Source organism: Paenibacillus sp. XY044 (assembly GCF_002257645.1).
Classification (GTDB): domain Bacteria; phylum Bacillota; class Bacilli; order Paenibacillales; family Paenibacillaceae; genus Paenibacillus_AQ.
The window spans coordinates 126,477-151,155 of the sequence record NZ_NQMO01000013.1; the positions used below are offsets into that span (position 1 = coordinate 126,477).

At 54.3% G+C, this 24,679-nt stretch carries 16 protein-coding genes; 7 read left to right on the forward strand and 9 right to left on the reverse strand.

The features are described 5' to 3' along the window. Positions 1 to 75 precede the first annotated feature (75 nt). Positions 76 to 225: an RAxF-45 family protein gene (locus CJP46_RS37460; RefSeq protein WP_306431114.1), complete on the reverse strand. Its 150-nt coding sequence runs from the start codon at positions 223 to 225 to the stop codon at positions 76 to 78. A gap of 272 nt (positions 226 to 497) precedes the next feature. Between CJP46_RS37460 and CJP46_RS32835 the strand changes: the two genes are divergently transcribed. The 4 genes from CJP46_RS32835 (at position 498) to CJP46_RS32850 (ending at position 8,675) form a co-directional block, all read left to right on the forward strand. Beyond that, positions 498 to 1,595 carry an undecaprenyldiphospho-muramoylpentapeptide beta-N-acetylglucosaminyltransferase gene (locus tag CJP46_RS32835; protein WP_094599830.1) on the forward strand — a complete coding sequence of 366 codons (1,098 nt, stop codon included), beginning with the start codon at positions 498 to 500 and terminating at the stop codon, positions 1,593 to 1,595. A 118-nt stretch (positions 1,596 to 1,713) separates the two neighbouring features. After that, complete coding sequence (locus CJP46_RS32840) at positions 1,714 to 5,040, forward strand: DEAD/DEAH box helicase (RefSeq protein WP_094599831.1); 3,327 nt, start codon at positions 1,714 to 1,716, stop codon at positions 5,038 to 5,040. Between the two features lie 224 nt (positions 5,041 to 5,264). Further along, positions 5,265 to 6,359 carry a hypothetical protein gene (locus tag CJP46_RS32845; protein WP_143813071.1) on the forward strand — a complete coding sequence of 365 codons (1,095 nt, stop codon included), beginning with the start codon at positions 5,265 to 5,267 and terminating at the stop codon, positions 6,357 to 6,359. 369 nt (positions 6,360 to 6,728) lie between these two features. Beyond that, positions 6,729 to 8,675, forward strand: a complete 1,947-nt coding sequence (locus tag CJP46_RS32850) for a DUF2207 domain-containing protein (RefSeq protein WP_179281429.1) — start codon at positions 6,729 to 6,731, stop codon at positions 8,673 to 8,675. A gap of 190 nt (positions 8,676 to 8,865) precedes the next feature. Here CJP46_RS32850 and trhO read toward each other — a convergent pair whose 3' ends face one another. Beyond that, positions 8,866 to 9,768: an oxygen-dependent tRNA uridine(34) hydroxylase TrhO gene (gene trhO, locus CJP46_RS32855; RefSeq protein WP_094599834.1), complete on the reverse strand. Its 903-nt coding sequence runs from the start codon at positions 9,766 to 9,768 to the stop codon at positions 8,866 to 8,868. A gap of 468 nt (positions 9,769 to 10,236) precedes the next feature. Between trhO and CJP46_RS32860 the strand changes: the two genes are divergently transcribed. Then, positions 10,237 to 11,937, forward strand: coding sequence for a DUF4127 family protein (locus tag CJP46_RS32860; RefSeq protein WP_094599835.1), 1,701 nt, complete (start codon positions 10,237 to 10,239; stop codon positions 11,935 to 11,937). Between the two features lie 156 nt (positions 11,938 to 12,093). Here the strand turns inward: CJP46_RS32860 and CJP46_RS32865 are convergent, their stop codons facing one another. From CJP46_RS32865 to CJP46_RS32900, 7 genes are all read right to left on the reverse strand, one after another. Next, positions 12,094 to 12,939: a carbohydrate ABC transporter permease gene (locus tag CJP46_RS32865; RefSeq protein WP_094599836.1), complete on the reverse strand. Its 846-nt coding sequence runs from the start codon at positions 12,937 to 12,939 to the stop codon at positions 12,094 to 12,096. A 27-nt stretch (positions 12,940 to 12,966) separates the two neighbouring features. Further along, entirely contained in the window at positions 12,967 to 13,869 is a 903-nt protein-coding gene (locus tag CJP46_RS32870; protein ID WP_094599837.1) for a carbohydrate ABC transporter permease, read from the reverse strand. Positions 13,870 to 13,961: 92 nt separating this feature from the next. After that, positions 13,962 to 15,344 carry an ABC transporter substrate-binding protein gene (locus tag CJP46_RS32875; protein WP_094599838.1) on the reverse strand — a complete coding sequence of 461 codons (1,383 nt, stop codon included), beginning with the start codon at positions 15,342 to 15,344 and terminating at the stop codon, positions 13,962 to 13,964. Positions 15,345 to 16,035: 691 nt separating this feature from the next. Beyond that, positions 16,036 to 17,331, reverse strand: coding sequence for an extracellular solute-binding protein (locus tag CJP46_RS32885; protein ID WP_094599840.1), 1,296 nt, complete (start codon positions 17,329 to 17,331; stop codon positions 16,036 to 16,038). 29 nt (positions 17,332 to 17,360) lie between these two features. Then, positions 17,361 to 18,344, reverse strand: a complete 984-nt coding sequence (locus tag CJP46_RS32890) for a substrate-binding domain-containing protein (RefSeq protein ID WP_094599841.1) — start codon at positions 18,342 to 18,344, stop codon at positions 17,361 to 17,363. Positions 18,345 to 18,349: 5 nt separating this feature from the next. Continuing rightward, positions 18,350 to 20,149: a cache domain-containing sensor histidine kinase gene (locus CJP46_RS32895; protein WP_094599842.1), complete on the reverse strand. Its 1,800-nt coding sequence runs from the start codon at positions 20,147 to 20,149 to the stop codon at positions 18,350 to 18,352. After that, complete coding sequence (locus CJP46_RS32900) at positions 20,146 to 21,762, reverse strand: response regulator transcription factor (protein ID WP_094599843.1); 1,617 nt, start codon at positions 21,760 to 21,762, stop codon at positions 20,146 to 20,148. Before CJP46_RS32900 ends, CJP46_RS32895 begins: the two co-directional genes overlap by 4 nt. Before the next feature lie 225 nt (positions 21,763 to 21,987). Between CJP46_RS32900 and CJP46_RS32905 the strand changes: the two genes are divergently transcribed. Next, complete coding sequence (locus CJP46_RS32905; protein ID WP_094599844.1) at positions 21,988 to 22,998, forward strand: LacI family DNA-binding transcriptional regulator; 1,011 nt, start codon at positions 21,988 to 21,990, stop codon at positions 22,996 to 22,998. A 244-nt stretch (positions 22,999 to 23,242) separates the two neighbouring features. Then, positions 23,243 to 24,568 carry an ABC transporter substrate-binding protein gene (locus CJP46_RS32910; RefSeq protein WP_094599845.1) on the forward strand — a complete coding sequence of 442 codons (1,326 nt, stop codon included), beginning with the start codon at positions 23,243 to 23,245 and terminating at the stop codon, positions 24,566 to 24,568. The last annotated feature ends 111 nt before the right edge of the window (positions 24,569 to 24,679 follow it).

The following is a 24,679-nucleotide window of genomic DNA, read 5'->3' on the forward strand; positions in this document are numbered from 1 at the left end:
AGATGCCGCATCTACAGAAAAAAGCCGCAGGGAAATGTCCCCGCGGCTTGAACGTTCAACGCTTATCCGTTGAAGTTAAGGTAGGAGCGGCATTTCGCAATTTTGTAAAACAACCGGATTGTTAAAAATGGACAGACGAATCCCGTTAACGGAAACTCTGTAAAAAATGCCGGACAAAGCCATCGGCAGTTGATTGATCCGGTCGTTTGCAAAATTACGTACCACTTCTACCTCACCTCCCTGTAAAAAAAGTTAGCTTCATTGTATACACAATGGATGCCAAAAGCAAGCAGCGGATGAAAACTATTTTTAAAAATGGTCATCTAACCCTGAATAGGTCCCCAGCAGGCTTTGGATGTGTGATCCCATTGGACTTCTGAGCCACCGAGGCGGTGTTAGTGTTAACGGGGCTCATTTGTTAAAGGGGGCGGGCATTTATCTCCAGACCGGCATTATAATACAATAAGAAACAGTCGTTGAAATGAGTGGAGGGCCCCATGAAGAAAAAAATAATGTTTACCGGCGGGGGATCCGCCGGACATGTCACCGTCAACCTGGCGCTGATCCCGTTGTTTCGCAAGGAAGGCTGGACGGTGGAATACATAGGCTCGGTCAACGGGATCGAGCGGGAGCTTGTGTCACCGCTTTCGGATGTCGCGTATTTTCCGATATCGACGGGAAAGCTGCGCAGATATCTGGACTGGCAAAACGCCAAGGATCCGTTCCGGATCGCTAAGGGCGTCTATCAGGCATACCGTCTCATCCGCAGCCGGAAGCCGGCTATTCTGTTCTCAAAAGGCGGGTTCGTATCCGTGCCTGTCGTTATCGGGGCCTGGCTGAACCGGGTACCGGTCATTATTCACGAGTCGGACATTACACCGGGACTGGCGAACCGGATTGCCATCCCGATGGCCGAAGCGGTGTGCACGACGTTCCCGGAAGCAGCGGCTCATATCGGCAAGGGCAAGGGCCGACATGTAGGCGCCGTCATCCGGGATGAGCTGAAACGGGGCAGCGCCGCCGCCGGCCGGGCGCTGTGCGGCTTCACCCCGGGGCGGCCTGTCCTGCTGGTTATGGGCGGCAGCCTCGGCGCGCAGAGCATTAACCGGGCGGTGCGGCAGGCGCTGCCTGAGCTGACGGAAGTTTTTCAAGTCGTGCATTTATGCGGGAAAGGGCAGCTGGATCCGGAATTGACGGTTCCCGGCTACCGTCAATTCGAATACATTCGTGAAGAACTGCCGGATGTGCTGGCCATGTCGGATTTGGTGGTTACCCGTGCCGGATCCAATTCGATCTTTGAGTTTCTTTCCTTACGTAAGCCGATGCTGCTCATCCCGTTGACCCGGCAGCAGAGCCGGGGCGATCAGATCCTCAACGCGCGTTCGTTCGTAAAGGCGGGTTATGCTGAAATGCTGGAAGAGAGGGGACTGTCCCCGGTCACGCTGCTTGAGCGGATTCGGGCATTGCATGCCAGTCGGGATGCCTACATATCGGCTATGGCCGACAGCCAAAAGACGGACGCGCTTGCGGAAGTGTTCAAGCTGATCAAAGAAACCGTAAGGCGCCGGCAAGGATGGTCTGCACGGAGGAAATGAACCCCATCTAACCTGAACTGATGGAGAACAAGAGTTCCTAATTTTTCGCTTTCCTGACCGGAACTATGGTATATTGAGTACACGAGATTTTAGGACAGGGCCGGAAAGGACGGAAGACATGCTGGCATTTACTTCGCAAAGAATCAGATCATTATGCGGCGCATCCGCCTTTAAACGGGGTGAGGAATATTGCGCCTACGGTCAGGTCATGATCGTGGAACGCGATGACGATAATCGCTACATCGAAGCGGTGGTTCAGGACGAGGACATCTACCGGGTGGAGGTCGATATCGACGGTGCGGATTTCAGCGCGACCTGTCACTGTGCGGGCTTCGGCGGATATTATCCTTACTGCAAGCATATTGCCGCCGTCTTGATCTATCTGCTGGAGGAAGAAAAGGGCGGGGCGGACCGCCTGCAGCGGCGGGGGGAGGTCGTCCCCATTCCGACGCCTGCGGTTTCCTCCAGGGACGTGCGCCTCACCAACGGGCTGATCGAGCTGTTTGACCAGATGGCGGAAGGCGAACGGCTGAAGACCGGCCAAAAAGCAGCGAGCGCGCTCAAGGAAACGCTGGTTGTGGAATGGATCTGCAAAGTAACGGACGAGTATCAACCGGAACCGAAATTCCGGATCGAGATGAAGGTCGGGCCGAATCGGCTGTACGTCGTGCAAAATGTTAGGCAGTTTCTGCTTCACATCGAGGAAGGTAGAAGCCTGCCCTTTACTAAGCTGTTCACATACAGTCCGAAGCAGCATACGTTCCGGACTGAGGACTGGGCGGTCATCGAGATGCTGATCCGGATTTGCGGCAGCGAGTTCGCGTATGATGAAACAGGCCGGTCCATTCCTGGCTTCGCAGCCTCGGGCAGCCAGCGGATGCTGACCATCCCGCCGCTTGGCTGGAGCGAGCTGCTGCCTTTGCTGGTCAAGGCCGGGGCCGCGATGGAGCGCGAGTATGCTCCACCCCTGCCGATGCAGCTGGGCGAAGGCCAGATCCCGCTGTCGTTCCATGTGGGCAGCATGGATAGCGGAGAGGCTTATCACCTGGAAATCAACGGACTGAAGCGGGTCGCCGTGATGACTGCATACGGCTGTGCGGCCGTTGACGGCATGATTTACCAGCTGCCGGCTCGCGACCTGCTCCTTTTATCAGAGATGAAAACCTTGATATACCGCTATGACCATAAGCGGATTAACGTATCCCCCCACCAGATGGACGCACTGATGGAGAAGGTAGTTCCCGGCCTGCGGCGCATCGGCAGGGTCGGCATGGACGCGAGCGTCCGCGATCAGCTGGTGCAGCCGGACCTGGTGGCCAAGTTGTACTTGGACCGGGATGAAACCGAGCTGACCGCGAGGCTGGAATTCGTGTACGACGGGGTTGTGATCGATGCTTTTGCCGATACGGATGCCCGGAAAGACGGAGACTTTATTCTGGTCCGGGATACTGAGAAGGAACGGCGGATTATCGCAGCCTTGAGAGAGACGGACTTTGTGCAGAGCGGACGCGAAATGGTGCTGGATCTGTCGGAAGAAGACAGTGTCTATGATATCCTGTTTCACTTGCTGCCCAAGCTGGAAAAATGGGTTCAAGTATACGCCACTCCAGCCGTCAAGCAGCTGATGCACAATCCGAACAAGCCTCCGAAAATCAATGCGGACACCGACCATACGACCAACTGGCTCGAGATCAATTTTGAGCTGGATCACGTGAGCGATAAGGAAATCCGTAAGCTGCTGCTAAGCGTGGTCGAGAAACGTAAGTATTACCGTCTTCCCGGCGGTGCTTATGTGTCCTTGGAAAAGGAAGCCTTCCAAACCTTCGGCGAGCTGTATGACGAGCTCGGCATGAAAAAAGGCGATATTACCGGCAGCCGCATCCATCTTCCTCTGGTCAAGGGTCTGCAGCTCCGTGACAAGGAAGGGCGAGCTTACGGGATCCAGATGGGGAAAGCGCTGCGGCAGCTGATTGATCATATGACGCATCCCGAGCATATGGACTTCGAATTGCCGGATGAGCTTGCCGCCGTGCTCCGGGATTACCAGCGGGACGGCTTCCAGTGGCTGAAGACGCTGGGGAATTACCGGTTCGGCGGGATTCTGGCCGACGATATGGGGCTTGGCAAAACGCTGCAAAGCATTGCCTACATTGTGTCCGAGTGCAGGGAGAAGAATGGGGACGGAGGACATTTGCCAGTCCTGATCGTCTCTCCGGCATCGCTCGTATACAACTGGGAGAGCGAATTCCAAAAATTCGCTCCGTCCATTCAGGTTCACGTGGCCTTGGGTGCACGGAAGGAGCGAAGCGATTCCCTGATTCGCATCGCGGCTGCAGGCGCAGAAACGGAATCTCCAAACGGCATTGCTGCGGAGCAAGCGGATGTGATTATCACGTCCTATCCGTCTCTTCGCAAAGATATCCGGCTGTACCAGGAAATGGGCTTCAGCACCCTGTTCCTTGACGAAGCCCAGATGATCAAAAACTACGCGACGCAGACCGCCCAGGCAGTGCGCGAAATCCGTGCGGAGCGGAGGTTTGCATTGACGGGCACCCCGATCGAAAACGCGGTCGACGAGCTGTGGTCGATTTTCGAAGCGGTATTCCCGGGCCTTTTTACGGGGCAGAAAGCTTTCCGCGGTCTGACCCGGGGTCAGATCTCCCGAATTGTGCAGCCGTTCATTTTGCGCCGGTTAAGGGCCGATGTGCTGGACGAGCTGCCGGAACGAATTGAGACGGTTCAGCACTCGGAGCTGAGCCTTGAGCAGAAGAAGCTGTACGCCGCTTATCTCGAGGAATTCAAAGAAGAGACGATGCGTGACCTGGAGATGGAAGGATTCCAGAAGAGCCGGATGAAAATTTTGGCCGGCATCACGAGACTCCGTCAGCTATGCTGCCACCCCTCGCTGTTTGTGGACGGGTACAAAGGTCCGGCCGGCAAGCTCTCCCAGCTGCTGGACGTGGTCGACGAATGCCTCAGCAGCGGGCGGCGGATCTTGATCTTTTCCCAGTTTACGAGCATGCTTCGTATTATCCGCAGCGAACTGGGTAAGCGGGGGATTCCGGTCTTTTATCTGGACGGACAGACTCCGGCCAAGGAGAGGGTGGACACCTGTTCGCGGTTTAACCGGGGAGAGAACGACGTGTTCCTGATCTCGCTCAAAGCAGGAGGGACGGGTCTGAATTTGACCGGAGCGGACACGGTCATCCTGTACGATTTGTGGTGGAATCCGGCGGTGGAGGAACAGGCCGCGGGACGCGCCCACCGGATGGGACAGAAAAACGTGGTCCAAGTCATTCGCCTGGTTACGAAGGGCACGGTAGAGGAAAAGATGTTGGAGCTGCAGCAGCGGAAGAAGGATTTGATCCGCGAAGTGATGGAGTCGGCGGATGATACGGTCACGACCTTGACCGAACAGGAAATCCGCGAGCTGCTCGCTATATAGAAAGTCATTTTATATCATGGAAGCACCATGAGCCGGACCCGGGAGGGGCCGGTTTTTTCTTGTTCGGCTGTGGAATCCGCCGGGTCTCCATTATTTTTCGGTAAATTTTCATGAAGAGGATGCAGGAATATGAACGGCAATGGCGAAATTTACCTCTATGCTATAGTATAAATGACCTATTGCTTGTAAACCAATCACGGACTTGGGAATGAGGAGAAGAATGTATGCGAAATCGATACAATCACGGTATCCTAACCAATTCAGGGCCTCATCTGTACAGCATGGATACAGGGGGAAGCCGCGAACAGGGCGCTGATGCGCCACCGGTAAGCGGATATATGCCTCGTGACGAAAGTGCGGCTGCGTCAGCGGCAGCCGGCTCCATAACACGTCTTTTTTCTAGCCAACCGACCTACAGCAGCGCTTGTCTCAAGCGCAGTGAACTTATAAACCGGCAACATTTGCAGCAGCAGGGGCAGATTGCATTGGACGAAGCGGAGAAATTATCGTTTGAGGCCGATTGGTACGACAATCAGCTGGAGTGGATTGCGACGATCCATCAAATGCACGGGGAGCCGGTATTCTGGGATATTATTGCCGCTATGGCTCCTCCGTTCCCGAGAGGGGAGGAGGGACCGAAGGAGAAGCTGGCCGCGCATAATTTGGCGGCTTTCCAGCCGACCCGCATCCAGAAGCTCCTCAAGCAGGACGCCATGATCCGGGAGGAGCTGGAAAGACAAGTTCAGCTGGCGCGGGAAGAGGACCGCAAAGACTATCTGCAATGGAAAGCAGCAAACGATTTTGCCCATGACATCCTGGACGGCAACCGCACCGCCTATTTGCGGGTTTTGGAAGAGATGGCCCCGCTGCAGGAATTGGCCATGCTGGGGAGCGGCCTCGAGTTCAGCGTCCGGAGCAGCTCCGAGGTGGAGGTGGAACTGGATGTCAATTCACAGCAGGTGATCCCGCGCGAGGCGAAAGTCCGCACGGAGGGAGGCGTGGCTTCGCTTGAACTATCCGCCCCCGAACGCAATGATCTGGAGCTGGATTACATCTGCGGCTCCGTCCTCCGGATCGCAGGCGAGCTGTTTGCCCTGCTCCCGCTGGATACGGTCGTCGTACAGGCAAGAGACACTAAAATGAACGGAAAGACCGGTCAGGAGGAATACCTTACGGTGCTGTCGATCCGTATCGACCGCAAATTTATTGCCGGCCATCATACAGGACGTGAACGATCCCTGGAGGTGTTGACGCATTGTCCTCACCGGATAGCGTACGATCCCGGAACCGGTTTTGAACCGGTTGACGAACTTCTGTAACCGGCATGCTCATGTCATAGGCTGTCTCTGGGTGACCGACCGTTTGTGTCGGGTGGATCATCCGGGGACAGTCTTTTTTAGCTGCAAAACATAACTGAAGTCGTCTGTCCATTCATGAAATACATGTCAATAAACGGTTTTCGTATGCGACGGAAGAATTATTTTTCAACAATAAATGGCGAAAAAGCTCATATATTGGTACCATATGCACTTGTTTACCACCAGGGGACATTTGTTAATATAATAGAAAACGTCTATGACAGCTGCGGCAACCTAAAGAAGATCGTTTTTTACTGACAGGGAGGCGGCATTTTAATCTGTACATAGATCAGTAGAGAGAGCATGAAGTATGGAGATGGGAGTGAGCGCATGAGGAAATGGTGGCTACTGCTGGGCATCCTTGTCTTGGTCCTTGGGATAACCGGCTGCGGTGACAAGAAGAGTTACTCGATGGATCGCGTGGAATCAAGGGCTTACCTCGGGCCGGATGGGGACTTGTATGTCGAAGAACTGTTTACGTATACCTTTAAGGGCAGTTTCAACGGAATGACGCGTGCGATTGATCGGGCGGACCAGAATGGGGTTGAATTTTTTGAAGCCTATGTACCCCCGGAAAATCCGAAGCTGGGCAGTTTCTCCTACGAAAACTTGCAGCGCCTGGATGTCCAATGGGACAACGACAATGATACGTATTACATATACGATGCCGCGCAGAATGAAACGAAACAGGTCTATTACCGCTACCGGATTGACCATGCGGCGGTCAAGTATGACGAAACGGGCAAACTGGAATGGAGCTTCTTCAAAAATAACCAAGAGGATCTTCACCAGGTGTCCGTCGATCTGTTTATGCCCGGCGATTATAAGAACGAAGACGTTCATGCCTTTTTGCATGACCGTTCGGGCGGAAAGATTACGAGCGAAGGGCCGCCTGCGGTCCACTATGAAAACGATGATTTGACGAGTGACGGAACAGCGCATATGGTGGTCTATTTTCCAACCGAGCAGCTATCCCAAATGACGGCTACCGAGGAACATGTTTCTTTGCAAAAGCAGCTGTCTGCCGAGCAGAAATACCAGGACCGGCTTGCTGCCCGTGACGATCGAATGAACGCCATCCGCCCGGTTATTCAAATCGGCATGGTTGTTTTCATCGTTGGTGCGCTGCTGTACGCCTTGTCGTGGAGAAAAATTTCGGCCTGGCTGCGGCGCGGTGACGTCACCCGGCAGGACATCGATGAAGCAGATCCGCTGCTTCTCATGTATATGCTGCGCAAAGGCCGGTTAAAAAGGGAAGACTTTATGGCCGGATTGTTATCTCTGCGCCAGAAGGGTTACGTGACTGTGAAGCAGGTACCTGCTTCAAAACGTTTCCAGGAAGAGCCGACGGCTCCCGAATTTACGCTGCTGTTCACCTTTAAGGGCCGGATGGATCAGCTCAACCCGGCTGAGAAGCATCTTGTCGGTTGGCTGTTCGAAGAAATCAACGGCAGTCTTACTTTCAAGCTGGATTCCTTGGCAGGGCCTACGTTTAAGGAGCGGCAGAGCTCAAGAATCGTCAGCCAGTACCGGGCAAAGTCGGTTAAGCATGCGGACCGGCTGAGAAAGTGGATCAGGCTGCTGTCGCGTACCCAGCCATATTCGGGTCAGGTCCGGACCAATCCGCTGCTCAAGCTGTTTATTCCGCTGACGGCTGCGGTGTATTACGGTCTTCTGCTGTATCTGCTGTTTACCGACGCGGCGTCTACGCTCATGATCGTGCTGACTGCGGTGCTGCTTGGTGCCGGAGCGGTTTGGGCGTCCATCCGCTTCCGGAAGAAGCTGTGGATCTTTCTGTATCTGCTCGCATGCTTTATCATGGGCTCCCAAATCGTGCATGATATTTCGGGTGACTACCTGATCCTGACGGTTTGTTCCGCTCTGTTCGTGTGGAGCATTCCCGTTCATGTACTGTCCTGGGAGACGCATCGCTACCGTTTTGCCCTTAAGGCACTTCGGAATACGCTTGGAAAAGGAGAGACATCCTACGCAGGCGAGCCGCTCGGATCGGAGCAGGCTGCGGAGTATGCCGCGCTGCTGGGTACCGTTCCGCGGTACATCAAACATCGAAAGCAGACCGGCTCTGCAGACGCCGCATTGGCCGCAGCCGCGGTCGTTCCTGTCCTGTTCAGCGCGGAGATTTTGGAATCCTTGAATTATACGCAAAATCACCTGCTTTTGAAGCCGATGGGCATCGGAGGCAGCAGCAGCGGCAGCTCCTCGTCCAGCTTTAGCGACGGCGGCGGAGGGGGAGGCGGGGGAACCGGAGCGTTCTAACGTCAGGGCAGCGTCTGACTGCCTCGGCCCTGAAAATACTGGCGAAGTTAAACTTACCGGGTAAATCCGTTGAGCAGCCCGTTCCTTGGAATTGAGGGACGGGCTGTTTTCAGGCCCGGAGTATGAAAAAGCGGCAAGTTCCTCCGGGTAGAGGAACCTGCCGCCTTTTTGTTCTATCGGATGGACCCGATCAGTTGGTTTTGGCCGCCATGATGACGTCCCGGCACTCGTCGGAGCAGAAGGACTGATGGATCTCTTCGCACTCCTCGCAGCAAACATGCTGCTTATTGCAGGTAGGGTTGGCGCAGTTGATATAGCGGTCCTGCGTTTTTCCGCAGTGGATACATGTAGCGATCACGACATCTTCGTCCGTGCGGTTGATGGGTACCGAAATGCGCTCGTCGAAGACGTAGCATTTGCCGTCCCACAGATGACCTTTGACTTTAGGATCCTTGCCGTAAGTAACGATGCCGCCCTCAAGCTGGGCAACGTCCGTGAAGCCTTCGTTGATCATGAAGCCGGTCAGCTTCTCGCAGCGGATGCCACCTGTGCAGTAAGTCAGGATTTTCTTGTCCTTAAACTGGCTCATATTGTCGCGGATCCACTCCGGGAATTCGCGGAACGAATCGACATCCGGACGGATGGCACCGCGGAAATGTCCAATTTCGTACTCGTAATTGTTGCGTCCGTCCAGGACGATGACGTCATCCTGCTGAAGCAGTTCATGGAACTCTTCCGGGGACAGGCGCTGCCCGCTGAGCACGTTGGGATCAAGCGGTTCCTCGTAACGGAAAGTGACGAGTTCCTTCTTATGACGGACAAAAATTTTCTTAAACGCGTGGCCTTCCGAATCATCGATCTTGAAGACAGTGTCGGCAAATAGCGGATTCGCTTTCAGATCGTTCATATACTTCTCGGTTTGTTCCACAGTACCGGACAGCGTGCCGTTGATGCCTTCGGCAGCGATCAAAATGCGGCCTTTGACGCCCAAATCCTTGCAATACTGCAGATGCTCAGCAGTGAACAGCTCAGGATCAGGGATGTTGACGAATTTATAATATAACAAAATACGGTAGTCTTGCTTCGTTGTCATTGCTCTTCACCTGTTCTTGTAAATTTACCTTATATATTGTAGATGAACAGGGCATACATAGTCAACTTGAAAGTATAGTAAGTGACCGGAGGATTACCTATTAGCGTACTTTTGAACGAGGGATCCATACAGTTTGAACATGAAAATAAATCGAGAAATATTGGAAAATATTCTGCCTGCCGTGCTCATATAACGAGGATAACTTTTTTGGATTGGAGAAAAGAAAAACCTAATATTATATTGCGTATCGTTACGTTATATGATATTATAGGTTCACGGATCCGAATCAGCCGAAGATGGAAGCTGCCTCCCTGTAATGAACGATGAGGCAGCGTCGGATATCCGGAGATCCGATACAGCTATCCTTGGAGTAAGTGATCCTTCAGCATGACAAGTCATCTTGAGTTTATCCGTATTCAGCAACACCACGTAATACGACAAATCAAGCATGCAAAGGAGATGTTCTTTATGAAAAAAGTGCTCTATGTGCCGCTGGACGACCGTCCTGCCAATTTGGATGACGTGATTGTGCAGGGGAGATCCGCCGGGATTCAGTTGATTGTCCCGAGCCGGGAGGATATTAAAAATCGCCTCGACGCCAAGGCCGTGGCCGAAGACGGTCAACTGGTGAGCACCTCTTCGCCGACCTACGGAAAGACGAGGAATATCCGCCGTTTTATTAAGGAACACGCCGCTCAAGCTGACGGATTTATCATTTCGACGGATATGCTGGCCTACGGCGGACTGATCGGCAGCAGGCGGCTTCGTTCAAGCGCGGGTGGATCCTACCCTGATTACGATTCCGAGATCACCAAGCTGCTGGATGTCATTCGCGAAGTCAAGCGGGCCTACCCGCGTAAGCCGGTCTATGTGCTGGATACGATCATGCGCCTGGCGACCACCGTGTTTGTGGAAGGGCTGACCCAGGCCGCATACGATGAAGCCAGAGCTTTTGCCCAACAACCCCGGGCGGTCGCAACCACGTTCGAGGGCATTTTGGAAGGTTACGATACGAAGCCCGACGGTACCCCGTTCGGGGATCCTGCCCTTTTTAACAAGGAGCAGTATTACAACGCCAGAAGGCATAAATTCAAGACCAACCGATACATCATCGATCGGCTCGTCCGCGAGGGATACGTGGATTTTCTTGCCGTCGGGGTGGATGACTCCTACACCCAAGGGGTACAGGCTAACGAAATTGCTTACCTCGAAGCTTTTGTGAACGAGCATTTGGGCGGCACTGACGGCCAGAATCCGGACAAAACGATCATATTGCCTGATGCCGACGCATTGGGATACTCCCTGCTCGGCCGGATGGCGAAGGAGCTGTACCGGTACGGTTCCCGTCCGAAATACGGCGTCACATATTTTGGGCCGGACGGGTCGACCATCGTCAATCCCTACGAGTATATGAGCGTGCACGATAATATCCGGCATCATGTGGACATCGTCGGCGGGGAGTTCTCTGACGCGGCATCCTATGACATCGAAATTGTCGCGGTTACCAGCGCCAGTGAGATCGGTGCGGCCGTGAGCCGGATGGAGGCGAACAGCGCCGGCCGGGTCCCGACGCTCGTGATTGATTTTGTCGGGGGAGGGGCTGCCGATGCGACCGTGACCGAAGCGCTGCTTGACAACGTGTCCACCGGACAGCTTCTCGGCTACAGCGCGTGGAACACGGCCGGCAACAAAATCGGCATGGCCCTCGGCATGGCTCAGGCACGATTCGTGTATCTTCGCACGGAGAAGCGGGCGCCGGCGCTGCATGAAGCAGTAAATGCACATGGATCGCTTTTGTTCAAGCGATTCCTTAAGGACTATTACTATAAAAAGATCACGATCGCCGAAATTCGCACGTACTCGCGGGCACACAGCCTATACACCAACGTGCCGTATGCGGACCAAAACTTACGTCTGTTTAACTCTCCGGACGACTATCAGGTCCTGGACGAGATGCTCCGCGAACGCATGCAGACGAACACGAAGGCACTCGCCGCCAGAAAGGCATTCGAGCTGGGCGTAGCGCAGAGCGTGCGGCAGATCATGCCGTCCGGTTGGTCGTATGCGACGTATGCGTGCGCATCTCTGGACTACGAGAATCCGGATTTCATTTGGGGGCGGGCGTTTGAGATTACGTTGGGGCCGGAAGTGACGCTGAAGGAGTGCTAAGGCAGGAGCGGAGTGCTTGAAATTCAAGTTAAAGCTTTCTGCTGTGAAGGTATAAGAGAAGCCCGGAGGATCCCGGGCTTTTTTTTGCATGGCAATGAGCGAAGGGGAAGGGGTGGGGCAGGATGTTATGGATGCGGGGCCCTAAGCTTGGATGGATCACTTGATGGCTCCAGCCGTAATTCCACTGGCGATCTGCCGCTGGAAGAACATGTACATGATCAGGACGGGGACGAGGGTGATGAGCAGACCGGCGAAGAGGGGGCCCCATTCGGTACGGTACTGCATCTGTGCCTGCATCATCGCGATGCCGACGGGCAGAGTGTAGTGCTTCGGATCGTTGACCATAATCGTGCCGATAATGTACTCGTTCCAGATGTTCAGGACGTTGACGATGCCCACGGTAATGAGCCCCGGCTGTGAGAGTGGCAGCATCACCCGGAAGAAGATTCCGAAGTAGGAAGCTCCGTCTATGGCGGCGGCTTCTTCCAGCTCTTTGGGCAGACTTTTGAAAAAACCGACCAGCACGAAAATGCCGAAAGCAATCAGCGTTGACGCGTACACAAGGATGAGCCCAAAAGACGAATTCGTCAGATGCATGGAATTCATCAGGAAAAAGAGCGGGATGAGCGCCAGGCTGAACGGGATCATCATGGACGCGATGTAGAGCAGGAACAGTGCCGTGCTTCCCCTGAACGGGTAGCGGGCCAGAACATAGGCGGTGGTGGCCGACAGCAGCAGACCGAGCAGCGTGGAACCGATCGTCACCACGACGGAGTTCAGGAAATAATCGCCGAAGCTGAACTCCCGCCATACATAGCTAAAGTTGCTCCACAGCAGTGGAAAGTCCGGCAGAGACCAGGGCATTTTGCGGAAAAATTGATCGTTGTTTTTCAGCGAGTCCAGCAGGGTCCACAGCAGCGGATAAATTACCGATACGCCCCACAGGATCAAGATGGCGTAAAACACAATTTTGACAATCGGATTGGAAAGGCCTGATTTCATCATTCGTTCCTCCTGTGCCTTGTTAAATCAGCTGATTTCGATCGTTTCCTGGCGCATGAGCCGTTGCAGGACCACCGTCGTGATCATCGATAAGACCAGAATCAGCACGCCGATGGCCGCACCATAGCCAAAGTGGTACTGCGTGAAAGCCATTTGGTACAAGTAGGATCCCATGACCTGAGTGGTGTTGTCCGGCCCGCCGCTCGTCATAATCATTACGATGACAAAAGAACCGTTGAGCGTAGTCATCATGATGTTGAGGATGGATACCTTCATCTGCTCCCAGATCAGCGGCAGCGTGATATGGCGGAATTGATGCCACTGGCCTGCGCCCTCCAGGCTTGAGGCTTCGTAGTAGGATTCCGGGATCCCCTGGATCGCGGCGATCAGGAGGATCATGTAAAAGCCGATGCCGGCCCAGATGGCAGGCGGAAGCAGCATCCAGATCGTATGGCTGGTGAAGCCGAGCCACGTAATGTCCACTTTGTCTTTGGTAAACAAGGACAGGAAGGAATTCAGAAAGCCGATTTGCGGATTATAGATAAAATTCCATAGGACGCCGATGACGACGACGGAAATGACGTTCGGAATGAAAAAAATCGAGCGAAAAAAATTAGCGAGCCGAAACTTGAAGCGGGTCAAAGCGACTGCAAAAAACGTTGCCAGAATCATGATGCCGATGATTTTGCCCGCGACGAGAAAATAATCGTTGCCCATCCCGATCCAGATGATGGGGTCATGGAGCATGTCCTTGAAATTGTCCAGTCCGATAAACGTTTTATTGTCCGAGGAACCGGACCAGTCAAACAGCGAGTAGTACATTGCCTGCAGTACGGGATAAACCGTAAACACGCAGAAGAACAGAAACGTGGGAATGATAAAGGTCGCGATAAACAGGTTGCGCTGCCAGGCGTTCGTCCCCAATTTCATCTTCGTTCTCCCTGCCTTTCACATAAAATTTACGGAGGATGACAGAGAGCGTTCATCCCTGTCATCCTCCGCGTTCCATGCAGTCTATCGCATTATTTTTTCACTTTCTTGGCGACGTCCACCACGCGTTGTACCCACTCTTCCGGCGTGATTTTGCCGATGGTCAATGCATCCGTGGCATCCTGCATGGCTTTATCCACGTCCGCGTTAAAGGTAATGGCCGGCACGACGACCGTGTTGGAATCGGTCAAATACCGCGCTGCGTCTTTTACATGGCTCGGCGCGCTGGAGCTGCTGATGTCGCCCTTGATGTTGGACGGAGCGCCGCTCAGCTCGGCCCATTGCGAAGCCTGGGCTTCGGAGAAGATGAACTGCAGGAACGCTTTGGCCGCATCCTTGTTTTTGGCGTTCTTGGCGATTGCCACGTTGGCGGTGGAAGTGTTGGCGACGACTTTGCCGCCCGACTCCTGCGTCACCGAAGGAATGAAGCCGAAGGAGAACCCGCCCGGTACGTCTTTGGCCATTTCGTTAGGCAGCCAGAGGCCGTTCGGGATGAAGGCGTCTTTGTGCTGCAGGAACAGCATTTGCGAGTCCGTGTGGTTGATCTGGATGGAAGCTTTGTCAATAAAGCCTTTGTCGCGAAGCTCGACGATTTTATTCAGCGCGGTCAGCACGGCCGGCTGTTGAAAAGCTTCCACTTTGGAATCGGCCATGTCCTGCAGAATGGAGATGTCGTTGTTGTTGGCGGAGACGATCGCCGGATAGAGAATTGCGCCGTTGATGTAGTACGGATATTTGCCGGTATGGATGAACGGAGTGACGCCCGCCGCTTTGATTTTGTCGCTGACGGCCATGAAAGATTGCCAGTCTTTCGGCTCTTCCCAGCCTTTTTCCTGGAAGAGGGCTTTATCCCAGAACACGCCCCAGGAGTTCAAAACGAGCGGAATGTCGTAGACTTTGCCGTCAAACAGCTGCGGCGGCTGCGCCAAAATGTCGCTGATTTTGGTGCCGTCGATATTCGTGGCATCCTTGATCCAATCCGTCAGATCTTCAAGCTGGCCGTCCTCCACCATTTGGCGGTCGTTCAGGTTCGGTCCGTCGATGTACACGAAATCCGGCGGATTGCCGCCGACCCAGCGGGGCTTCATTTGGTCGTTGATTTTTGGCCCGCCGCTTTCTTTTACGTTCAAATCGGGGTTGGCCGCTTTAAAGTCCGCGATGACCTTTTTCCACCACTTGTCGCCGTAGCCGCCGACGAAGTATTGGATTTCAAAGTCTCCGGTCAGTTTTTTGGTGCTGTCATCGGTCGTGGTGGTCGAGCTGGAATCGGTGTTGGTCGTTGTGGTGGCGGTTGAGGAGGACGCGTCTTCGGTTTTTGTCGAAGTGGACGAGTCCTTGGAGCCGCATCCGGCCAGCGGGGCGACGATCATCAAAGCCGCTAGGCTGAGTGCCGCCAAATGTCTCTTGAACTTCATAAAAGCTAACCCTCCTTAAGTGATTGTGCAACGCCATAGTGGTTGTCTATGTTGGATTACAGCGCCTAGAACCATCATAAAGACTCGGGGAGAGCGGCTCTATCGAATATCTTCCATGAATTCTTTGTTATTTTCTGTTCCTGGGGGAAAAGGAGGAACAATCTTCTACTCGGGAAGGATCGGGAAGGGGATCGAGGGGAAAGTGCCGGGAGGGAAGTTCCGAAGGGAAGAGTCGGAAGCGGGCGAGACGAACCGGGTATCCAAAATAATGGTAGTGCGCGAAAGTGAAGTTTAAGGGGAAGCTTGCAGGCCGCATGATGGCAGCGATGTGGAGGGGATCGCGCCTCGCGTTCAGCTCGTTTGAGCAGAAAACAGCTGCAAAAGTGCACTTAATTTGGAGCGAAATAGCCGAAAAACGGAAATTAGCCTGAAATAGATGCAGAATTGCAGCTATTTGTACTGAAAAGGGGCAAGTAGGCGAAATTAGATGCACTATCGCACTTATTTGTGGTGGGGGAGCGTGGAAGGTGGAATTAGTGGCAAGAGTGCATTATTCTGATCGGACGAGTTGCACGATTGCACTCTTTGCTGGGCAGGTTGTGTGGGGCGCCCTAATTAAGCATGGGAGGGGCCGCACCTTGTGACCATTAAAGGGCCATTTGGCCGTGCCGCCACCCATGCCACCCCCGGCTCACTCCGTCCCGTGAACCTCCTTCTGTACCTTCTCGGCGTAATGCTGCAGCTCGTCCAGCGCCTCTTTCGGCGAGACATGGTCGTGCAGGACTGCGTCGCCCATTTTTCGCGCGGTATCCATGATCGACTGCCATTCCGGCTGCTGGATCGGATAAAAGCTGGACTTCCGCAGCTCCGCCAGCCGCTGCTTCACCACGGAATCGTTGGCCGACAACTTGGCCCCGACCTCTTCCGTCACGGGCAGGAAGCCTTCCTGCGCGATGATTTCCTCGTACACCGGGCTGGAGTACAGATAATCCAGGAACGCGGAGAGCGCCTCCTTGTTGGTATGGTCCGTTTTGAACGAGACCAGGTTGTCATGCACGCCGAAAAGGAGCGGCTTGTGGCCGTCCTTGACGGGGATGGGACCGGATCCCCATTTCAGATTCGGGAACTCCCTCGGCATGACGGTGCCGAAATAGTTGCCCGAAATCATCATGCCGAGCTTGCCGTCTCCGACGATGCGCTGCTTCTCGTCCCGGGTGGTGACGGTCGGCTCGGGATCGGTTAACCCTTCATCGTACAAGTCCTTCAGGAAGGCCAGGCCCTCGACGTTTTCCGGCGAATTGATCGTCCATTTGCCGTCACGGAACCATCCGCCGCCCGCTCCCAGGAAGAAGTAGGAGAGATAGGCCTGGATTTCGTTATCGCTCAAATCGACGCCGAAGCCGTGGGCCTTGCCGGTGTTTTTGATTTTGAGGGCATCCTTCTTCAGATCCGACCAGGTGGCCGGGGCCTTGGATATGCCAGCAGCTTCGAACAGGTCCCGATTGTAATACATATTCCGGGTGGAGGAGACGTACGGAATGGCATACTGCTTGCCGTCCCACTGGTCGAGCTTCATCAGGTCCGGATAAAATTTCTGCTTCAGCTCCGGCGAAATGATTTCGTCCATGTCGTTCAGCAGGCCGTCGCTTGCAAAATGCGTGTACACGTTCGTGTTCAGCAGGTCCGGCGGTTGGTTTTTGCTGATCATCGTGGTATAGATGCCGTCGAGGATGTCCCAGTTGGCCACCTGCAAATTGATGACGATCGACGGGTTTTTCAGCATGAAGTCCTGCACCAGGTTTTCCAGCAGCGGACGCGTCTCCGAGCTGTATTCCGAGGCGACAAAATTGATAAGCGCCGTCTGCTCCTCCTGCGGCTTCATCACAGGTCTGGATTCATTCAGGCCGGAGCAGGAGATGATAAGCGCCGGAATGCCCAGCAGGCAGAAGGAAATCCCGGCAAGCCGGGTCAGGAAACGGGAAGTCATCGGCTCTCGCACCTTTCGATGGGTGTTGTTTATTTATCGATAAATGGAAAGAGTAGTTTCTGATTTTCCGGGGAATACATGTTGGCCTTCGTGACGACGATCGAGTTGGTGTAGGTTTCCGGTTTGACCTTTTTGCCGTTGACGAGGTCGAGCACGGTTTGCACGCCTAAATACCCGATGTTAAAAGGCTGCTGCACCACGGTCGCGTTCAGGGTGCCTTCCTCAAGCAGCCGGATTTCGCTGGCGGACGTGTCGAAGCCAATCAGCTTGACGAGCCCCGTTTGATGGGCCTCCTTGACCGCTTTGGCGGCACCGAGGGCCGCGGATTCGTTCAGCGCGACGATAGCGTTCATGTCGCGATGGTCTTGGATCAGCGTCTTGGCGATCAGGTACGAACGCTCCTCGGAATCGGAGGAGTAAAACGTACCGTAGATGGTGGAGGCCTGGGCCTCCAGCGCCTGGCGGATGCCCTTTTCCCGCTCGGCTGATACGCCGGACGTCATGAAATCGCTGATGATCGCCGCCTGGAGCGAACCGCCGGTCTGCTCTAGCGCCACTTTGCCGGCCTGAACGCCGGCAGTGACATGGTCGTTCGACACGAAGGCCGGCGGCGATTTCAGGCTGAGGGGCGTATCGATAATGACGAGCGGAATGTCCTCTTCCTGGATTTTCTTGAGCTCGTCCAGGATACGATCGTCGTTGATCGGGGCGACCACGACGGCCTGGGGCTTTTGCTTAAGGACGTCGTCCAGCAGCTGGAGCTGAGACTCGGCGTCCGTCTCCTGGAGCGGGCCGGAGACGCTGATGCTGGCTCCGGCCTCCTTGGCGGCCGCTTCGGCCCCGGCGCTCACCGTCTGCCAGAATTCGGAACGGATGTTGTGCTCCTTGAGGATCACCGCCACGCTCCTCTCCTGTGCGGGCGTCGGAATAAACAGCTTGAAGTACAGGATGATGTAGACGCAGGATATGACAAAAATGATGGCCAACAGCAGCGTGGCACGTTGTATGCGCATGGGTGCTACTCCTTCATTTTGGGGATGGTGATGGTGACGCAGGTGCCTTCTTCCAGCTCGCTGCGGATTTGGATGCCGTACGCATCGCCGAAGTACAGCTTTACGCGCTCGTTGACGTTGGCAATCCCAATGCCGCCGGAACGGGTCCGGCCAGACGTCTTGCCTTCCGGCGGGTTCCAGATGCGCCGGATTTGCTCCTCCGTCATGCCCAGCCCATCGTCCTCCACTTCAAATTGGATAACCTGGCCTAGGTCCCGGGCCCGGATAGTGATTTTCCCCGGCTCGGGCTTGTTGCGGATGCCGTGGTAAATGGCGTTTTCCACAAAGGGCTGCAGCAAAATTTTCAGCGTCAGGAAGCCTTTGACTTCCTCCGGTACGTCGATGTCGTATTCCAACTGTTCGTTGTACCTCATCTTCTGAATGAGCAGGTAATTGGTGATATGCTCGACCTCCACCTTGATCGGAACCAGCTCCTTGTCCTTCGTAATGCTGGCGCGGAACAGCTTGGCCAATGCCGAGGTCATCAGGACGACCTCCTCATGCTTTTTCTGCTCGCCCATCCAAACGATCGAATCGAGCGTGTTGTACAGGAAGTGCGGGTTGATCTGCGACTGGAGCAGCATCAGCTCGCTTTTTCGCTTGTTCTCCTGGTTGTGGATGATTTCCTGCATCAGGTTCTTGATCTGGGCCAGCATCAAATTAAAAGAACGTCCGAGCTGGCCGATTTCGTTCGGCTGGTCGATCTTCGTCCGGATGTCGAAGTTGCCGCGCTCGACCTTTTTCATATCCCGCTGCAGGATGCGGATCGGCTTCGACATGCGGTAGGACAGCACGAGCGACAGCAGCAGGGAGAAGAGGATGCCCATGATGGCGTACAGCAGGATGGACCTGCGGATCGTGCCTTCGTTTGCGATCAGGTCGTCCGCATAGGCCACGCCGACGATTTTCCAGCCGAAGTTCGTGTCATGCACCGAATAGATGCGCTTGCCCTTGTCGTCGTTGATCGTAAAGGAGGTGCCGCTCTTGGCCTCGGTGACCTTGGCGATCTGCTCGGTACGCAGGTTGCTGTAGATCAGCTGCTGCTGCGGGTGGTAAATGATGTTCCCGTTCTGGTCGACGATGAACACGTAGCCCTTTTTGCCAAGGTTGATTTTGCTGCAAATATCGTTAATGATGCTCAGGTTCAGGTCCACAAGAAAAATACCCTCGCCCCGGATCCCGTCCGTGCTCTTCAACTCGCGGCTGAGGGAGACGACCCAGCGGTATTCGTTCTGGATGATGTTCTGCACGTGAGGCGGCGATATGACAGACTGTCCGCCCTTGCTCTTGGCTTCCTTGTACCAGGACTGGTCTTCCAGCTTGGTGCTCGGGTTGAGGAGGGTAATCCGGCGGTCGGACACGTAATGGCCATTGTATCCGAACACCATGATGGCCGAGATGTCCTTGCGCGAGTAAAGGATGGCCTGGAACAAGTCGGAGATGCGCTTTTCGTACGGCCGCCGGTCGCTCGTGCTGATAAACGTGTTGTTGGAAATGTAATACTTGACGTCTTTGTTGGTCATGGCCAAGAGGCTAATGTTTTCCATGTTGTCGATGTAAGACTGGATGTTGGAGTTGACCTGCGTGATGATTTCCTGGACGTAGCTCTCCGAATTGGTCTCCATTGCGTCGACCGACAGATTGTAGCTGTTCAGGCTGATGACCAGGACGGTAATCAGGATCAGGCAGGAAAAGGTGAAAAAGATGCTCGACTGAATGCTTTTAAACGGCAAAAAAGGAAGGAGGGAGGCGCGCTGTCTGTTCATGGCCGCGAGCTCTCCTTGGCCTGCCTGTCACGGAATTCCCGCGGGGTCATGCCCGCTTGCTTCTTGAACAGGATGCTGAAATAGTTCGGGTCGTTGTAGCCGACCTGGCCGGCGATTTCGTAAAACTTGAGACTGGTATGTGTCAGCAGCTCCTTGGCTTTGTCCATCCGGATGCGGGTCAGGTACTCGACGAAGGTTTCGCCCGTATGCTGCTTGAAGACGAGACTGAAATAGCTGGTGCTCATCAGGACGTGGCGGCACAGGTGCTGCAGCGAGATGTTTTCATCGGCATAATGCATCTCGATGTAATCGACGGCCCTACAGATCTGCATATGGGTAAAATGATTGCGGTTTTCGGCAACGGCGTTCATGACGGAGGTGACCGTTTCCGTAAGCCAGGCTTCGATTTCGTCGAGCGTTTTGTAATGGTATACGTCGGTCAGCAGGATCGGACGCTGCTCGTGCAGTCCCAGCTCCTGGATCGTATTCATGAGGGAAAGGATGACCTTCTGAATGTGGAAAATGCACGAATCCATCGGTGCCATGCCCTGCTTCAGGTCGCAGACGAATTCCCGGATCAGCTGGTGGATTTCCTCCAGGGAGCCGGTTTTGACAGTGGACGCCAATTGGCGGTCCCAATCCGCGCGGAGCGTCTCGGCAAGGGCTGGCCTGCCCTCCATGTCCAGCAGGCTGATCACCCGGTTTTTGCCGAGTAAAAAGCGGTAATCTAACGCAGAAAGGGCGCTTTTGTACGATGCGGGAAGCTGCTGCGCAGTCTGTACGGCTTGTCCGACGCCGATGGAAACGGTGAATTTCAAATATTTGTCGATGTAAAACCGGGCTTCTTCGGCGACACGGAACGCCTTTTCGTACAAGTCGGTATCTTCGGCGCCTCCCGAGACAACAAGGGCGATACGCTCCTTGCGCGTGCGGAAAAGCAGCAGTTCTTCGCGGAGAGCGATTTCCTCGAACAAGTTGTAAGCGGCATAGCGGAGAATTTCCGTGTCCTGTCCGCTCACGCCCTGCATTTGACGGGAACCGAAATCGTCGATATCGGCCACCATGGTCAGGCACGGCGAAGTTAGTGGAGTCAGGCCGAAATAGAGGAAGCGCTCCTGCGTTTCCTCAGGTTTCACCCCGGTGACGACAAGCCGCTCCAGGAAGCGTTCCTTCAGAAGGGGCAGGCTCTGTTTCAGCTGGCTGTAAAGCCGGCTAAAATCCTCACGCCTGCGCGTCTCTTCGTCCATCTCAGCCTTGACCTTCAGAAGCAGTCCGCGGATTTCCTGCGCTGTAATCGGTTTCAAAATGAAGTCGGAGACCTTGAGGCGAATGGCCTGCTGCGCGTATTCGAACTCGTCGTAACCCGTCAGGATAATGATTTTGATATGCGGATATTTGGCGCTGGCGGATGCCGTCAGCGCAAGACCGTCCATAAACGGCATAGAGATGTCCGAAATGATGAGATCCGGCATGTTCAGATCAATCGCCTCCAGCGCCTCGCGGCCGTTGGCGTAATCGCCGATCAGTTCGAAGCCGAGCTCCTGCCAGCCGATCGTTCGCTTCAGCCCGTCGCGGACAACCGCTTCATCGTCGACGATGAATACTTTGTACATGGTATGCCCCCTGTCTTTTGTTCGATGCCTTAAGGCTTCCGGACCCAGGATCCTTGTTCATAAAAACGTAATAATTCTGGAATAATTATACTGTAAAAGCGGATTTGTGGATATGGGGAATGTTAAGCACCAAAGATCGAACGCCCGAATTCCCGTATTTTGACATGATCCCGGCACTATGCTTTAATATGAAAATATTAAGACGGGACGGGAGGTGAGAGAAACATGGCAACGATCAAGGATGTAGCCAAGCTTGCCAACGTATCGACGACGGTCGTCTCCAAGGCGCTGAACGGATATACGGATGTGAGCGAGGAGACGCGGAAGAAGGTGCTGAAAGCGGTCGAGGAGCTGAATTACTCCCCCAACATGCTGGCTAAAAATCTGAAGCAAAAGGTGACGAAATCCATTGCGCTCATCTTCTCCAATTTCGAGGGTTCGAGCGGCAAGGATGGCGTGCTGTTTCAGATGATGACGGGGATTTTCGAAGCGGCGTCGCATTACAATTACGAGGTGCTGCTGTACACGCGGAACCTGTCGGAGCAGCAGGACAAGTCGTATTGGCAGTTCTGCAAGGAACACAAGGTATCGGGCGCGGTCATAACGGGACTGAAGACGACCGATCCGTATTTTCTGGAAATCGTGGACAGCGACTTTCCGTGCGTCGTCATTGACGCCGATATTACGGGAAGCCACACCAGTTCGGTGATGACAGATAACGTCGGGGGGGCCCGGGCGGCTATCCAGCATCTGGTCGATCTCGGACACCGCCGGATCGGCATGGTCAACGGGCATAATTTTGCCGTGGTCAGCAACGAGCGTTTGAAGGGATACCGCCAGGCATTGAAAGCAAACGGCATCGAATTCGATCCAGCGCTAGTCGTTAACGGGGATTACACGGAGGAGTATGCCTATGATTCGGCGAAGTCGTATCTTCAGGAGCATCCAGACGTGACGGCCGTATTCTTCGCAAGCGATCTGATGGCGATCGGTTTCATGAACCGCTGCCGCGAGCTGAATGTCCGCATTCCGGAGCAGCTGTCCGTGATCGGGTTTGACGATATCGTTCTGTCCAGCTACACGTCTCCCAAGCTGACGACGGTAAGGCAAGATTTTAAGCGGATGGCCTTTACGGCATTCGAACAGGTCATACATCTGCTGGAGCATAGCGGCACAGGAAGACATCTAAAAATTCCATTTCATGTGGTTGACAGGGAAACGACGGTGGTGCTATAATTTGCACGGAAGCGCTTTCAAATTTTCATATTTTTTTACGGAGATCGAAATCGATTTCGAGTCAATGGTATCAATGGTTTTCACCTTCATGCTAAAAGGTTGCCACGAGGCTGCCTGCAGGAAAAGGTGAATATTTTTTTTGAGGTTCCGAAATCGATTTGGACCCGCACCAGCACTCATTTTTTAGGGATTGGGTTGCGCGGCTTTCACAGTTTCTAGTGAAAAAAACAGGGAGGTCTAACCAATGAAAAAATGGTCTGCAAGTCTTGCGTTCGTTTTGATGTTCAGCGTCATTCTGAGCGCCTGCTCATCCGGCTCGGGTTCCAAGGCGGACGACAGCGCGAAGGGGAGCGGTTCTGCCGATGGCGGTGGATCCGGCAAAGTGGTTGAGCTTAAATTTACGACCTGGGGAGAGCTGACGGCCGATTCGGTAGAGAAAAAGCTGGCCGACGAATTCAATGCATCCCATCCGGATATCAAGGTGACGTTTGAACCGGTTCCGGGAGACGGATATGCCACGAAGCTGACGACTTCGCTTGCGGCGGGGCAGGCGCCGGACGTCTTCTTGATCGGCGAAGGGGATTATTTTAAATATGTTGACAAGGGCGTCGTGGAGCCTCTGGATGAGTACATCAGCCAGGACAGCTCCTTCAAGACGGATATGTTCCAGCCGGATCTGCTGAACATGGGCAAAATCGACGGCAAGCTGTACTATCTCCCGAAGGACTTCAACCCGCTCGCCTTATGGTACAACAAGCGCATGTTCGACGCGGCCAAGATCTCTTATCCGACCGACGACTGGACCTGGGATGACATGATCAGCGCGGCCAAGAAGCTGACGCAAAAGGACGGCGGCGGAAAAATCAAGGAATTCGGCTTTAACGCAACCAAATGGGAATATCCGATCTACATTTACCTGTGGTTGAACGGAACCGACATCGGCAATGAAGACGGCACGAAAGCGGAAGGGTTCATGAACAGCGACAAGACGGTGGCGGCCATGGAAAAATACGTGGCACTGGCACAGGGCGACGACCGCGTATCCCCGACACCGCAGGACACCGAAACGCTGGGCGGGGACTCGTCGATGTTCATGACCGACAAGCTGGCCATGATGATTACCGGACGGTGGGTCAAGGGCGATCTCGACAAATCCGACGTGCAGTACGGTTCGGCATTGATCCCGAAAGGGGCAAACGGAGAACGAGCAAGCATTATTGCCGCCGCCGGCTGGGCGATGAACGCAAACGGCAAGCACAAGAAGGAAGCTTATGAGCTGATGAAATGGCTGTCCGGCACCGAGGCGCAAAAAGCCCGCTCCGAAAAAGGTCAGGTGCTCCCGGCTACCGTAGCGGAGCTGGATCAGGTGAAGAGTACGGAAGTCGTCGACAAACCGGTCATCGAAATGATGGATTATGCCAAGAAGCCGATTTCCATGCGTTCGGCGAATGCGCCGACCTTTACGGAGGAATTCAATAAGGCGGTTGAAAAGGTGCTGCTGAAGAAGTCCACGGTGAAGGATGCCTTGGATGAGGCTGCCAAAAATGTCGACAGCAAGATCGCGAAGTAAGGAAGGCAAAGGAAGCCATGAGTCCCCGATTCATGGCTTCCTCCTTCGTCGAACCAATCGGATGTAACAGCCCGCAGCAGAACCGGGCGGCCATCCGTACTCATCAAGGAG